Below are 15,410 nucleotides of genomic sequence, written 5' to 3'. Positions count from 1 at the left end.
AGCCCTTACGCGAACGAGCGTCAGGGCACCCAAAGCCGCAGGAACCGGACCGGTTCCGTTTGATCCACGGGAAGAACCCATTCGGATCGCCCGCGGGTATCGAAGACGTTGGTGGCCAGCGGTCGCCAGATTTCCAACGGGAGCGCGAGGTTTGTGGTGGAGAGGAGGATGCAGGGTGTGTTCGGGGGGCCGCCTTCGGCGGTGAGTCGGAGGGTTTGTTCGTGCCATTGCCATGAGGTGAACTGCGGGGGTGCGATGGGGCGGACGTGGAGGCGGACCTCGCCCGGGATTGCCTCGATTTCGTATTGGAAACCGGGCGGTGTTTCGCCCGGGACGAGACCGCCATTGTGGAAAGGTTGGTTCGGGTCGCAACGGATGAGGGTGTAGGTGCCCGGCCCGAATCCGGGGCCCGGGTTGACATTCAGCCGGCCGGCGAGGGTGAGGGCGCCCCGGACAAGGATCTGGTCGCTGGCCGTGCCGAGGTCGAAGTCCAGTTCGCTGAATTCGTTCAGTTCGAGGTCGCCGAGGAAGGTGAGGGTTCCGGGTCCGTTGTCGCCGGGGGCAAGTCGCGCGTGATCCTCCAGGGTGGTCGGTCCGGCGATGGTCCCTGTGCCGGCTAGGGTGGCGCCAGCGAGCACACGAACTTCTCCGGTGCCGGTGCCGCTGCCGGTGGTGTTGTTGACCACCAGTGTGCCGGCCTCCACGGTGGTGCCGCCGGTGTAGGTACTGGGACCGCGGAGGGTGAGGCGTCCGATGCCGACCTTCCGGAGGAGGACGCGGCTGCCGGCCACGGCGGTGTTGCTGCTGAGGATGCCATCGAACGTGCTGGAGCGGTTGTTGCCGCCGATGATGTAGAGGGTGTCGCCGGAGCCGGCATTGGACTGGGGTCCCTCGAGGGCGCCGGTTCCTGCGATGGCGCCGAGGCGGATGGTGTTGCCGGCGTTGCGTGGCCGGAGCGATCCGTCCACGCGGAACGTGGGTATGAGTGAACCGAAGGTATTGCCGCTGGAGGCGAGGGCGAAGCGGAGCGTGGCACCCGGCAACACGTGAATGGTGCCCTGGAAACGGTCGAACTGTTGTGAATCGGCCCCCCCGAAGCTGACGCCGCCGGCGATGCGGAGGACGCTGTTGGTGTCGCCCGAGACCAACGGTCCCAGGACCTGGTTGAAGAGGCCGGGTGAGTACAGCGTACCGCTTTCCCCTGCAGGAACGGTGAGTGTGCCCGAGTAGTTGTACTGCACGGCCGTGGGCGGCATTTGGAACGTGCCCTCGCCGCTGAGGATGAGCGGTCCCTGTCCCAAGGTGCTCCCGGCCACGGCCAGGTTCAGGGTACCGCCCATGACGTGGACGGTGCCCTGGAATGTTGTGTTGGTGTTGCGGATGTGGAGCGTGCCGGGACCGGTCTTTGTGAGCGAGCCCGACCCGGTGAGGGCGCCCGGTCCTGAGAAGGTGCGGTCGGTGGTGATATTGACGAGGACGGAGGCGGGGGTCAGCGCGGTGGCGAGGCTTATTTCGGGGCTGTGAGCGCTGGTGTCGTCGACCACGACGGCGTCGAGGGGATAGAATCGGTCGGGTTGACCGTCGTTCCACCAGTTGGTGGTGGTGAGGTCCCAGAGGTTGTTCTGGAGACCGCGCCAGATCAGAGTGGCCGGGTTGCCCTGTACGATGAGGCGCACGTAACACTCGCCGTTGCCCGCGGGGGGCCGCTGGATCTGGAAGGTTTGCCGGGTGCCGCCCGGGAGGTTGTGGGTGAAGACGGCGCTGCTGACGCTGGTGTTGTCGCCGCCTTCGATAAGGGTGTAGGTGCCGGCGTGCAGCCGGCCTTCCCGCAGACGGAATTGGTAGGTCTGGAGGCTGTTCATGGTGAGCAGGCCTCCCTGAAGCCGGATGCGGTCGCTCGGGCCTTCCGGGGTTGATGCGAGGTCAAAGACCAGGGTGGGGGAGTTGAGTGTCAATCCACCTGCGAGGGTCAAGGTTCCGACGTCGGCGCCTCCAGGGTCGATCCGCCCTCCGGTCAGGACAGTGACCGGTCCCTGGATGAACCCGGTGCCGCTCAACGTGGCGTTGTTGGAGACGATGACGGGGGCGGGGCCGTGGTGTCCATCCATGCGCAGGGTCCCGGCGCCGATCCAGGTGCCACCCGTGTGGAGGTTGGTGCCGGTGAGGGTCAGGGTTCCGTCGCCCAGTTTGACGATACGGGTGGGTGCTACGCCGTCCCGGATGACGCCCTCGAAAGTGCTGCTGCCGCGCGGACCGATTTGGTAGGTGGTGAGGTTGGCGGAAACCGAGGCGCCTGCCAGGGAGCTGCCGGGGCCGCCCCGGAGACTGCCCAGGGTCACGGTGCCGCCGTCCCTCGAGATCATGGTGCCCTGGGGGCCGAGATCGAATTCCGTGGTGCTGCTGCCGGAGCCGCCCTGCCAGCGGAACCAGCCGGGTCCGATCAAGCGGATGACGCCGGCGTAGCCGGTCAGGTTCATTCCACTGCGTGCGGAAAAGGTGCCGCCGGCGGCGATATCCAGCGTTAGCGGTTCGGTGCCGGTGATCGGGCCGCCCCAGGCCTGGTTGGCGTTGCCGGTGCCGGGGATGTGGAGGGTTGCGGGGGCGCGGATTTCCAAGGGTTGACTGTAAACGGCCGGGCCGCCGGGAGCGGCGAGCCAGAGGTCGCCGCCCTCCATGCGGATGGGACCTGTGCCGGCGGCGAGGGTGTGATTGGTGAGGACGAGGATGCCTCCGGCCAGGGTGGTGCCGCCGCTGTAATCGTTGGTGGTGCCAAGGATCAGGGTGCCGGGGCCGCGTTTGGTGAGGCTCATGGGACCGGTGAGGGAGCCCGGTCCGGTGAAGGTGTAATCCACGCTGGCGCTGACCTCGACGGATCCCGGGCTCAGGCTGCCCACGAGGGTGATGGGAGGTGTGTTGGAACCGGAATCGTCGAATCGTACGTGGTCGCCGGGTTCGAACGCGGTGGGGCCGGTGGCGTCGCGAAAGCTCGGGGTGTTGGTGTCCCAAAGGTTTTGCGTGCCGTCGCCCTGCCAGCGGAGATTGCGCGGCACACGCGCGGCGCTGACCAGCACGAGGAATGATTGCGTCCACGTACTGCCGTCGCCGTCGGTGACGGTGAAATCGAAGCCGGCGCGCCCGGTGAACCCGGGGTCGGGGGTAAATCGGACGGTGCAGCCGTCGGCCAGGAGTTCGGCGGAACCGCCGCTGATGCGGCTCAGGGTGAAGACCACGGGTGGCTTGTCGAAGCCGAGGGTGTAGCGGCGGAGGTCCACGGTGAAGGAGGAGGGCTTTTCGGGCGTGTTGCGGGGAATGATGGCGTGGGGGGAGGCCTTGAAGTGGAGGTACTCTTCGAGTCGGGTGTAACCGGCCGGGGTCCCTGGGGGAAAGAAGGTGGGTGGGGCCAGGACGCCATGGGTGGCGGGCAGCGGCACGTTGTGGTCGGGTGCAACCGGGTCCCAACCCAGCGTCAGTTCCCAGTCGTCCGGCATGCCGTCACGGTCGGTATCGGTGGGTGCGGGAGCGGAGTTGAGCTGGCCCCAGCCATTGTTGCTGGCGCCGGTCTGGCTTTCGCTGCTGACGCGCATGCGCCGCCAGTTCCGGAGGTTGTCGATGAGGATGGAATCCACCTCATCGCGCAGGGGGATGCCAGCCAGGGCGTCGAGTCGGAGGGCACCTGCCTGGGAGATGACCTTCTTGTAGGCGGTGAGGGGCGGGTCCACGGTGACGGGCACCTGGGGGCCGGGCACGACGATGGGCGAGGTGGCGGCGCGGTAACTGCCGGAAGCGATGGCGAAGCCGCGGTCGGAGCCGTCCAGCACGGTGTTGCCGTTGTTGTCGAAGAGGTTGTTGGCGACGTGGAGGGTGAAGTTGTAGTTGCCGTTGCGGTCCAGGCTGGCCTTTTCCAGGGCAACGCTCCGGAGGTTGCCCGGTGGACAGATGAAATAGTTGCCGATCACGTTGGCCTTCCAATTGGCCGGCGTGGTGGAATCGCCCATGATGAAGCCGATGTCCCAGTCGTAGGTGACGTTGTTGATCCAGTCGAGGAGGCCGTCGGGTCGGGCCTTGGGGTTGCGGGTGTGGTTGTGGGCCCAGAGGGTGTGATGGGTGGTGACGCGGTTAAAGTCCCACAGGCCTCCGCAGGAGTGGCTTTCCAGGCCCCAGGCATTGAGAGACCATTGGAAGGTGATGAAATCCGGCCGGGGATTCTGGGAGAAGCTGGAGATGTTCTCGTCGGTGGAGAACATGACGCTCAAGTGGTCCAGCAGGATGTTGGTGACGCCGTTGCCGAGGTTGATGCAGTCGCCTCCGGCATCGCGCCGGCCGTAGCGGAAGCGCACGTGCCGGATCACGATGTCGCTGCCGTTGATGATGAGGGGGCCGAATTCGAATCCGATGCCGTCGCCGGGGGCGGTCTGACCGGCAATGGTGATGCGGGATTTGTTGAGGTTGAACTTGTTGATGCGGATGTAACCGCTGACGCCGAAGACGATGGTGCGGCCGGCGGCGGGTGCCGTGGCGATGGCGTCGGCGAAGGAGCCGGGGCCGCTGCTGTTGAGATTGGTGACGTAATAGACATCGCCGCCGCGGCCGCCGCGGGCGAAGGCGCCGAAACCCTCGGCGCCGGGGAAGGCCGGGATTTGGGCCGGGGTCTGCAGGACCGGACCCAGGGCGCCGACCAGTGTCAGAATGCCCAGGTATGCGGCGAGGGACCTGCGAAGGGGCGGGGGGGTGCGCTGCCCGGCGGGGGTTGGACCGGTGTCCTTCGCATCTGGTCGCGGGGTGTCGGTGAGTTCGTGGTCCATGCCCGCTTTGGATGTGGTTGTGGGTCTATGACGGTTTCGAGCTATGAGCATGGCGGGGCCCGATACCTCTGTGGGTGGCACGCACGGCGTTGGGGATGGACCTCCTCCTGTCATGATCAGCGGTGTTGAGTCTACGACCCACGTTGACGGCTGCAAGCGGAAGGATGCCCGGCGCCACGGCTTCCGACTGCCAGACCCGGGTTGGTGCGGATGCTTCAGCCGGCGCGGGAGTGCGGCGGAACGAGCTACGGTTTGGTCGGATTTGGGGTTGGAGAGGACAAAGCCTGCAATTGCTCGATCGTTCGGGCGATCTGATGACGATGTTGGAGGAGCAAGCGCGGGTCGGTGGTGAAGTGGGTTAAGTCGCGCGAGATGGAGGGCGGGATTTCGAGGAGCGCGCGGGCCTGACGGGACAGGTCGGCCGGGATGGTGGCCGGGTGCGCCTCGGCCTGCTGGAGTGTTTGGCGAAGGAGCCAGAAATACTCGTAGTCTTCCATGCCGTCGCGCAGGTTTTGCCAGCGAATCGAGTTGATGGGGTCGTCCAGGCAGGGTTCGGTGGCGGTGTTGGGGTCGCGGCGCGGCGGGTAGAGGAGCCGGCCGTCGCCGTTACCCCAGGGTTCGCGGGTGCCGGGCTGGCGGCCGTAGCCACTGACCCAGCTCATGGGATCCTCCCAGGGATTCTGAAGGGAATCGGGGTAGGCGGTGGGGCTGGTCCACCAGGTCGTGGACCAGATGAGGATGCCGTCGATGTTGTATTGCCATGCCTGCCAGGGCCAGAGTCGGAGTTCGGTGGCGGGGTGATCGCTGAAGAGGGTGATGTAGGGGGCCTTGGGCACGGTGCAGATGTACCACCAAACCTCTTCGCCTGCGGCGTGGCGGGCGGCCACGGAGTCATGGGTCCAGTGCGGTGTGAGGGCGCACCAGATATCCACGTGACCGAGGAGTTCGGGCTCCGGCTGTTCGGTGAGCATGCGTTTGAGGTCGGGCGCGGCGGCGCGGATTCGTTCCTGGCCGGCCACGACGAAGGCGTAATCCTTGGGGTCGGGTTCATCGAACCAGTAGGTATAGGCCAGCGGCAACCATCCCTCCTGACGCAGATGGGCGACGACCTGACCCAGGTAATCCCGGAACAGGCGGGTGTGTTCGGGTGTGCCCTCCTCGAAGCCTTCCAGGCGGCCCAGGGCCCGGCTGTAGAAGGTCCCGCCGCCCATGCCCACGAGGGGCAGGTGAAAACTGTTGAAGCGCACGCCGCGCGGTCCCGGGGTGGGAACCGGGACTTTCCCGATTACCGGGGTGGTTGGTGGGGCGGTTTCCGGGCTGTCTTTGCCGTGGGACGGGCTGGACACCAGCCAGACGCGGGCCCAGCGGTCGAATTCCTCAAAACTGACCCGGGCCCGTTTTTCCGGGTGGGTGCCGACGAAGCGGACCTGAATGGGTGCGTAGTGGAAGAAGCTATAGGGGCTGATGCGGTGCTCGGCAAAGTTGCGCAGGTACCTGCCGTAAACGTCAATTTTATGCTCCGGCCGTTCGAGCTTGTGGTAGCGCTCGATGGACCCTGCGTCCATGCCCATGGCACTGCGCAGGTGAGCAACCTCGGGCAGGGTGAAATCGTACACGTGAACCTCGATGGGGATGCGGAGCTGATGCGTGGAGTTGTTAGTTTGGAGCGTTAGAAGGATGGTGCCGCGGTGGGGTCCGGCGGCGGCCGTGGGCGGGGCGTAAATTTCGAGCCACAGGGGCTGGTTCAGCCCCGGTCGTAGTGGAAGGGGCGTGATGAGAGGGGGCAGGGGATCGGGATAGAGTCCCGGGCTGCAGGTGTTGTCGCTCGGGATGGTGACCTCGACATAGGCCACTTCGTAAAACTCGGTTTCCAAGGGAGCTCTGGTTCCGGTGCCGGGTGTTTTGTCCCACTGCACCCGGGCGGACACGAGGTTGGCGGGTTGATTGGGGCGCAGGATCAGTTGCACGGCTTCGAATTCGCGGCGGGCCAGGTGCAGTGTGACGGGTCCCGGGTTGGCGACGGGCCGGGGAGGCTGGCGGTGACGGGCGATTTTCCAGCCGCTTTCGCACCACCAGAGATTCAGGGCGGCGTCGGAGGTCAGGGGGTAACCGGGCCGGGGATCGTCAAGCAGGGGGAGGTCGAGTCGGGTCTGCAGCTCGAGTAAGGGTCGGGCCGAGTCGTCGGTGATCCGGAGAGTGAGGGGGAACTGTCCCGGCTCGGGCGGATCCAGGGCGAAGCTGATCCGGGCAATTTGGCCGGGGGACAATTGTGTGGGCATGGGGGAGTCCGGCCGGGCCGGGACCCGCTCGGTCATGACGCGACCGTCGAGCGTCAGGGGGTGTTCACACTCATTTTGGAGTTGGAGTTGGAGGAGGATGCGGGCGTTGCCGGCCTCCTGTTTGCGGGTGATGGAGTGCAGGCGGAGCGCGGGAGATCGGGTGGTGAAGGTGTAGAAGGTGGTCTGGCCGTGGACGGGGCCGGGCATTGGTGGATCCAGCTGCGCTTCGTACTGGCATTGGTTGACCTGCAATTCCGTGCCCGGCTCGGGCGCATGCAGTCGAACCCACACGGTGCGTGCGGGGAACAGGGTGCTTGGGAGGGCGGCGTGGCAGGCGTTGGAATTCCCGTCCAACACGGCCACTCGGAGCCACTGATCGGGTTGGCGTGCGGCTAAGATGTAAAGGGGCCCGGCCACGTGATGGTTCACGTTGACATGGAGCCGGGCGTTGAGCTGGCGATGGTTGGGGATTTCGAACTTGTAAATCACCTCGGCGCCTTCGGTGAAGATCCACCGGTCGGTGTTGAATCGGGCCGTGGCACGGTGGAGGGGGCGGTGAAAGTTGGCGCCTTCCCAATAATAGTAGGGTCGGAACGTGTAGGTGCGACCCGAGAGAATCTCGCCCGCTCCGAGTTCCATGCCGGTGGTACTCTCCGGGTCGTCCGGGTCCGGTTGATGCACTGCACAGACAGGGAGCAACGAAGCCGTGTCGAACTCCAGGGTTCCGTTGACCTCCCACTGGCCGAGGCGGAGGAAATCGGTGGGTGCATCATCGGGCTGGCGAAAGACGAAACGGTATTCCTCCCATGCCTCGCCCAAGCGGAAATCCCGGTGGATTCTGCTGGTGCCGACGAAGGCGACGCCTCCGGTGGCGCCCGGGGCACGTCGGGCGCGGAACCGGACTTCGTAGAGTCCGCCGGGCTGGAGCGCGATTTCTTCGGAGCGCCACCAGCCGCTGTCGCGTCCGGTACCGGTGAGGGTGAGTACGCCGGCAGGTTCACCTTGGTTGCGCCATGAGCCCTGACCGGCGCCCAGGCGCCAGTGGGCGGGTTCGTGGGTGCCCGCCCGCAGTTCGCCGTCGGGGACCAGGTTTTGGCCCAAGGCAACCCCGACCGCACAGAGGCCGAGGCTCAGCAGGAGGGATGGGGTTGGAGCGATGCGCATCGGTAATGTCCGAGGCCAAGCATGGCGGGGTTGCGGCCGGGCCGCAAGGCATGGGTAGATTGGACGGGTACAGGACCCTGCGGGGCCGTGGGGACCGGTCCCGGGCGTTTTGACGACCGTGGGTGTGGTGGCCTAGTGTGGCCTGTGGGAAGTTCCGTCCCGGCGCGATTGCGCCGGCCCGGCTTCCGGACCGGTGAACCGCGGGACGTGGGGCCTGGTGGAATGTCCCGGGCCGGGTTGTGGCGGTTTTGAGGCTGGCGAAAGGTGGTGTGGGTTGGCAGTTGTCAGGGGTGGGAGCGGGCTCTACTTTGGAGGCCGGGATTGCATGTGGTCGCTGCTTAAAGAGTTCTGGGCGTTTGCGCGTCGGGAGAAGAAATGGTGGCTGGTGCCGCTGGTGCTTATCTTGTTGGCGGTGGGAGCGGTGCTGGTCTTTACCTCCAGCGGCGGGATTGTGTGGGCGCTGTACCCGTTCATGTGATGCCGGCGCGAGGGCGATCCAGGCAAGCTGAGCGGCCGTGTCTCCGACCATGTTGAAGGTCCGACCACGCCACATCCTGGGAATTTCCGCCTATTATCATGATGCGGCGGCGGCGCTGTTGCGGGATGGCCGGATCGTGGCGGCCGCGCAGGAGGAGCGGTTCACCCGGAAAAAGAACGACCCTGATTTTCCGCGCCATGGCATTGCCTATTGTCTGAGGGAGGGCGGACTGGGGGAGTCGGACCTGGACCTGGTGGTGTTTTACGACAAGCCGGTGCTGAAATTTGCCCGGCTGCTGGAGACGTATCTAGCGGTGGTGCCGGGTGGCTGGCGCACGTTTCCACCGGTGTTGTCGAGCTGGTTGAGTGAGAAGCTGGACCTGCGCCGGACCATTCGAAGGGCGCTGCCGGGTTTGCGTGAGGAGACGCCGATCTGGTTCACCGGCCATCATCAGGCGCACGCGGCCAGTGCGTTTTATCCCTCGCCGTTTCGGGAGGCAGCGATTTTGACCGTGGACGGCGTGGGGGAATGGGCCACGACGACGATGGGGGTGGGCCGGGGTGATCGGATCGAACTTTGGGAGGAGCTGCGGTTTCCGCACTCGCTGGGGTTGTTGTATTCGGCGTTCACGGCGTACTGCGGTTTCCGCATCAATTCGGGCGAGTACAAGCTGATGGGGCTGGCGCCCTACGGACAGCCGCGGTTTGTGGATGTGATTCTGCGGGAGCTGGTTGACCTGAAGCCGGACGGTTCGTTCTGGTTGAACCTGGAGTATTTCGAGTTTCTGCGCGGCACCACGATGACGAACGATCGCTTTCACCGGTTGTTTGGCGGGCCCCCGCGGGAACCGGACGGGCCGATCGAGACGCGGCACATGGACGTGGCGCGGTCCATCCAGGCGGTGACGGAAGAGATCCTGTTGCGGATGGCGCGGCGGGCGCGGGCGATGACGGGCCTGCGCCATTTGTGCATGGCCGGCGGGGTGGCACTGAACTGCGTGGCGAACGGGCGGATTTTGCGCGAGGCCGGGTTTGAGCGGCTGTGGGTGCAGCCGGCGGCGGGGGATGCGGGCGGGGCGTTGGGGGCGGCCTTGCAGGCCTGGCACGAGTGTGGGGGCGAACGTTGGCTGGAGCGCGAGGCCGGTCCGGACGGGGACGCGCACGAGACGGATGCGATGGAGGGGGCGCTGTTGGGGCCGGCGTTCACGGATGAGGAGATCGAGGCGGTGCTGCGCCGGCACGGGGCGGTGTATCGGCGGTACGATCGCGACACGTTGCTGGATGTGACGGTGGAACGGCTGCGGCAGGAGAAGGTGGTTGGATGGTTTCAAGGCAGGATGGAATTTGGTCCACGGGCCCTGGGTAACCGGTCGATCCTGGGCGATCCGCGGTCGCCCCGGATGCAGTCGGTGATGAACCTGAAGGTGAAGTTTCGGGAGTCGTTCCGGCCGTTTGCGCCGGCGGTGCGGCGGCACCGGGTGCAGGAGTACTTCGAGCTGGCGTGTGAGTCGCCGTACATGTTGCTGGTGGCGCCAATTCGGGAGGAATGGCGGCGGCCGGTGCCGGAAGGTTTGAGCGGGCTGGACCTGTTGAAGGCGGAGCGGTCCATCCTGCCCGCGGTGACGCATGTGGACGGGTCGGCGCGAATTCAGACGGTGGACGCGCGGCGGTTTCCGTTGTTTGATGCGTTGTTGGAGCGGTGGGAGCGGGCGACCGGATGTCCGGTGCTCGTCAACACCTCCTTTAACGTGCGCGGGGAGCCGATTGTTTGCACGCCCGACGATGCGTACCGGTGTTTCGTGAACACCGAGATGGACACGCTGGTGATGGGGAGTTTTGTACTGGAACGACGGGAACAGCCCGGGCGACCGGTGCCGCGGCGCGGACCCTTGATGCCCGACTGATGCCATGCGCCTGGAATATCGCGAAGACCCTCGGGAATGGCGGCGACTGACCCTGGCCAGTCTGGGCGGGCCCGTTCTGCTGGCCGGTTTTTGCTGGTGGCGCGGTTGGATCGGCTGGAGGGGTTGGCTGGCCGTGGTGGCAGCGGCCTGTGGAGTGGCGGTGTTGGCCGGAGTGCGACCGGAATGGTTTCGGGGATACTACCGGGCGATCGTGTGGAGCGGATTTCAAGTGGCCCGGGCCCTGGGGTACGCGGTGTTGACCCTGCTCTTCTGGTTGTTGGTGGTTCCGATGGGTCTGGCCCTGCGATGGGCGGGCCACGATCCGTTGCGATTGCGGCGGGAGGACGGGACCGCGTCCTATTGGCAAAAATCACCGCCGCCGACAGATCTGGAACGGATGTTTTGAGGGCGGGCGGGAGCCGGCTCAGAGCGGGGCGCCGGGCGCTTCAGCGCCGCAAAGTCTCGAACCATTGCAGCGCTTGCAGCAGGGAGGGATACACGCAGGTGGCATGGTTCCCGCCCGGCAAGGGTTCAACCAGTTCCACCTGGGTGGCGCCCTGCTGATGGAAGTGGGAGAGCGCGGCCAGGGCATTGGCGAAGACGACGTCCTGGTCGCCCGAGCAGTGGTAGAGTCGCATGGGTCGTGTGGGGCGCCAACGATGGACGTCATTTTGACGGAGGGCCAGGCGCAGGGGATGATCGGGCTCGGTCCGAAACGCCTGCAGGATTTCGGGCTTGAGGATGAGGAGGGGGTTGTTGGGCATGACCGCGTTGATGGACCCGCCGCCGACGTGTCCGTGAAAGAGCGGGGGCAGCAGGGTGTCGTAGGGAGGGGCCAGCAGATCGGCCAGGCTGTTGGTCAGCCGGTAGACCTCCTGGTAGGCGGCCAGGAGATAGGCGAAGTAATAGGGGTTGGGCTGGGGACGGCCGCTGAGGAAATCGTTGGCGGTGGTTTCGGACAGATCGTAGGCACCTGCCATGGGTGCGGAGGCGGTGAGATTGAATTCCTGCAGGTGGAATTGTTCGATCTCACGGTGCAGGGCCATGGTGGCGTGGCCGCCCTGGGAATAACCGGCCAAAAAGAGCCGGTCATTCAACGCAACGCCAAGCTGCGTGCACCAGGCGCGGGCCGCACGGAGGGCATCCACCCCGGCCGTGGCTTCGGATCGGGCATGGTGGTACGGATGCAGCCCGGGTGAGTCCCCCAATCCGAGATAATCCGGCAACACGGTGACGTAACCCTGGGAGGCAAAAACGACACCGATCCCGAGTTCGCCCGTGATGCTGGCGGCGGAGGGGGCGTCGTTGGTGCGGAGGATGGTCCCGTGCTGGTAACCGAGCAGTGGCCATGGACCGGGTCCGACCGGCAGGACCAGGGCGGCAGTGGCCCGCGTGGGCTCGCCCCAGGGACCGATCGTTTCGTAGGTGAGTTTGTAGACCTGGACGGCGTATTGCGGGGTGAGATTCACGCCGGCCAGGGCCAACAGGATCGCTATTTGAACCGTGGTGAGGTTGGTGCGGTACTCGGCGTTGAGGAGGTGGCCTCGTTGGACTGCGGGCAGGGTCAAAACCCGATAGAACCGCGCCGGAGCCGAGGGGTTTGGATCGGTCCATCGGGTCTGAGCGATGGGCCAATTTTCAGGTGCCTCGGGCAGGAGCCAGATGCCACCGGTGAGGCGGTCCCGGGTTTGCACGGTATGGACGGAGCCGGGGCCGGGGTCGGTCCACTCCAACCGGAGACCTTGGGGAGTACGGACGGGCGGGTGAAGTTGCACCTGCGCGGGCAGGGATGCGGTTGCGCTCACCAGGGCCGCAACGATTGTTACGCGCAACAGGAGAGTCAGTCCCGCTTGTCGAGACTTCATGCAAAGCAGATTCCGTTGCCGCGTTGGTTTTGACAAGACCGGATGAAGGACGGAGGCGGGGATCTTATGAACACGGACCGGGCGCGGGACCTGAAAATGCGTGGGGCTGTGGAGGGCGGCACTGTGCGTGAAGGGGCCGAGGCGCCAGCCAGCCCGGTTAGGGAAGGGAATGTTGGCTGGGGGCGGGAGTTCCCTGGATGCGCGACCTTGTTTGCAAGATTTTGGAGGTGATTTGCAAAAACGCGGACTTGGGCGGCATTCGCAGGTGCGACATGATCGAGGAGGGCATTTGGTATTTCCGCGCAGTAGGGGGAGCGTCCGGGTGTGGGGTTTGAAGGTGGGGACGTGTCAGCGGTGCAACGAATCGGGAAGGCCGGGCGAGATCTGGCGGCGCAAGATGGTACTGAAGAAAATGGGTGACTTGGAATGGAAGGGTGCGGGCATGGTAAGCGCGATCCGGACCGGCGTCGGTCGCGGCGGGTTGAGAACCCGGGCGCGTGGGGGACGGGGTCGCGAGGCGGGCGGCGGCGTCCAGGGCCCGTGGAGGTGCGGGGGCGGGACGGCCCGGGGCGGGTCTTTGGTTGGCCGTGGATTGCTTCTGGGGTGGTTGGTGGTTTGGACGGCGTGGATGGCCCCGGGTCAGACGGCGTTTCCCGGTGCGGTGGGTGCGGGTGCGTATGCGCGCGGTGGACGGGGCGGTGACGTCTATTACGTGACCAATCTGGCAGACTATGTGAGTTCCAGCGACCCGCGTCGGTTTGGCACGCTGCGGTATGGCATCGCCTCGGCCACGGGGCCGCGGACGATTGTGTTTGCCGTTTCGGGCACGATCACGCTCAGCAACGATCTGGTGGTGAACAAGAGTTTTTTGACCATTGCGGGTCAGACAGCGCCGGGCGACGGGATCACGTTGAGGCGGCGGACGTTGAGGATTCAGGATGCCCGGGATGTGGTGGTGCGGTATATACGGGTGCGCCCCGGCGACATGGATCCCACGTTTCAGGGGGATGCCGTCTGGGTGGTGAGGGCGACGAATGTGGTTTTGGATCACCTCTCAACGTCCTGGAGCGTGGACGAGTGTTTGTCGGTGACCCATTCGACCCAGGTGACGGTGCAGCACTGCTGGATCGCCGAGAGCCTGAATGTCTCGCAGCACGACAAAGGGGCGCACGGTTACGGGTCGTTGCTCCGGTACGGGGACGGGCGTCTGACCTTTTTTGGCAACCTCTACGCCCATCACAACAGTCGGAATCCGCGGTTGGGGGACCGGCTGCGATTGGAATTTGTGAACAACGTGGTTTACAACTGGGGCAGCCGGGCCGGGCACTCGGGGGCGGATGATGCTGACAACCCGGGCGGGTTCACCAACTGGCTGGCTTACCTGGGCAATGTGTTGGTGGCCGGTCCTTCCACGCAAACGCCGAGGACGGCCTTTCAGGGCGGCGCCACCAACACGTGGATCCATCAGGCGGGCAACTGGATCGATTCGAACCGGAACGGCCGCTGGGACGGTGCGGACACGGGCTGGGGAATGTTCGGCGGGCAATACACGCGCTTGCAGGCGTGGCCCTGGCCGTTGGAGGTGCCGGTGATGGACGCCGGCGGAGCGTTCCTGCAGGTGGCTGTACGCGGCGGCGCGTCGCAAGCCCGTGATGCCGTGGACAGCCGGATTCTGCGGACCTTGCAGACCCAGACCGGGCGGCTCGTGGACGCGGTGGGCGAGCCGACACAGCCGGAGGATAATGAGGTGCGCAACGTCAACGGTATGAACCTGATTTTTGTGCGGGGCTGGCCGGAGTTGAGGACGGAGACGGCCCCTGTGGACACGGATCTCGACGGCATGCCGGACTTTTGGGAACTGGCATTGGGGCTGAACCCGAATGACGCGCGCGACCGCAACCGGGTCGGGCCGGAGGGTTACACGGCCCTGGAGGATTATTTGAACTGGCGGGCCGGCTGGCACCGGGTCTGTCCGAGGAATGGGTTCATCGAGATTGACCTGGACGAACTCGCGCGGGGTTGGACCGGTTTGGTTTGGCAGGTACAGGCGGGGACCAACGGGTCGGTCGAACTGCTGGAGGATGGGGGCCGGGTGCGGTTTGTGGCGACGCGCGGGTACAGCGGACTGGCGAGTTTCACGGTTTCGGCGACGGATCCTTTGACGGGTTGGCGCATGGGGCCGGAGACGGTTTCAGTGCTGGTCAGCATCACCAACGCACCGAACCAGCCACCGGTGCTGGATCCGATACCGCCGCAGGAAATCACAGCCGGGCAGACGTTGGAACTGGCGTTTCGGGCCACGGACCCGGACCTGCCGCTGCAACAGTTGCGATTTGCCCTGGCGGGTGAGACCTGGGGGGCCACGGTGGACGCTGAGACGGGCGTGCTGCGATGGCGGGTGCCGGTGGCTTTGGGAGGAACGACCTGCTGGTTGACGGTGGTGGTGAGTGACGATGGGGAACCCGCGTTGAGCGCCACGCAAACGGTGCAGGTGGTGGTGCGGCCGGTGTCGCCGCCGCGGTTGGGCGTGACGCGGGATGCCGACGGCGGCTGGGTGTTGAGTGTGGAAGGCGTCCCGGGCCCGGACTACATCCTTCAGGTGTCGGAAGACCTGCAGCTGTGGCGCGACGTCGTGTGGACCAATCCACCGACCTGGCCCTGGATCTGGCGCGAGGAAACGCCGGCAGGGACAACCCGGCGTTTTTACCGGGTTCGCTTGGCTCCGTAACCTGAGGACGGTATTGGTAGGGTCCGGCCGGAAGGGCACCCTGTGGGTCGCAGGGGGTGGTGATGTTGTCCCGGTCGGTTTGACCGGCCGGTGCGGAGGCGGATGGATGCGACTTTTGCGATGGATCGGGCGCGGGTCGGGGCGGGTCCGGTAAAATCACCGAAGCACGGCTCGACTTGGGTCGTGGGGGT

7 protein-coding genes are annotated in these 15,410 nt (G+C 65.7%); 4 read left to right on the top strand and 3 right to left on the bottom strand.

Annotation, left to right across the window (positions count from 1 at the left end):
• Positions 1–20: 20 nt before the first annotated feature.
• Together G4L39_RS07900 and G4L39_RS07895 are read right to left on the bottom strand one after the other, a co-directional pair.
• The gene (locus G4L39_RS07900; protein ID WP_165107269.1) at positions 21–4,802 is read right to left on the bottom strand and encodes an autotransporter-associated beta strand repeat-containing protein; all 4,782 of its coding nucleotides are present in this window, start codon (positions 4,800–4,802) and stop codon (positions 21–23) included.
• Between the two features lie 245 nt (positions 4,803–5,047).
• A complete protein-coding gene (locus G4L39_RS07895; RefSeq protein WP_165107267.1) occupies positions 5,048–8,245 on the bottom strand; it encodes a DUF4091 domain-containing protein in 3,198 nt (1,065 codons plus the stop codon).
• Between the two features lie 325 nt (positions 8,246–8,570).
• Here G4L39_RS07895 and G4L39_RS07890 point away from each other — a divergent pair, with 325 nt between their 5' ends.
• The 3 genes from G4L39_RS07890 to G4L39_RS07880 are packed head-to-tail and all read left to right on the top strand — an operon-like array spanning position 8,571 to position 11,032.
• The gene (locus tag G4L39_RS07890; protein ID WP_165107265.1) at positions 8,571–8,723 is read left to right on the top strand and encodes a DUF5989 family protein; all 153 of its coding nucleotides are present in this window, start codon (positions 8,571–8,573) and stop codon (positions 8,721–8,723) included.
• Positions 8,724–8,772: 49 nt separating this feature from the next.
• On the top strand, positions 8,773–10,626 hold the full coding sequence (locus G4L39_RS07885) for a carbamoyltransferase family protein (protein ID WP_165107302.1): 1,854 nt from the start codon (positions 8,773–8,775) through the stop codon (positions 10,624–10,626).
• A 4-nt stretch (positions 10,627–10,630) separates the two neighbouring features.
• Positions 10,631–11,032: a hypothetical protein gene (locus tag G4L39_RS07880; RefSeq protein ID WP_165107264.1), complete on the top strand. Its 402-nt coding sequence runs from the start codon at positions 10,631–10,633 to the stop codon at positions 11,030–11,032.
• A 40-nt stretch (positions 11,033–11,072) separates the two neighbouring features.
• Here the strand turns inward: G4L39_RS07880 and G4L39_RS07875 are convergent, their stop codons facing one another.
• Positions 11,073–12,491 (bottom strand): alpha/beta hydrolase, encoded by a 1,419-nt coding sequence (locus tag G4L39_RS07875; RefSeq protein ID WP_165107262.1) that lies wholly within the window; start codon positions 12,489–12,491, stop codon positions 11,073–11,075.
• Between the two features lie 442 nt (positions 12,492–12,933).
• Here G4L39_RS07875 and G4L39_RS07870 point away from each other — a divergent pair, with 442 nt between their 5' ends.
• A complete protein-coding gene (locus G4L39_RS07870) occupies positions 12,934–15,219 on the top strand; it encodes a hypothetical protein (RefSeq protein WP_165107261.1) in 2,286 nt (761 codons plus the stop codon).
• Positions 15,220–15,410: the final 191 nt, after the last annotated feature.

It is taken from the genome of Limisphaera ngatamarikiensis (assembly GCF_011044775.1).
GTDB classification, from domain to species: domain Bacteria; phylum Verrucomicrobiota; class Verrucomicrobiia; order Limisphaerales; family Limisphaeraceae; genus Limisphaera; species Limisphaera ngatamarikiensis.
This window is presented reverse-complemented; position numbering and strand designations above follow the sequence as displayed.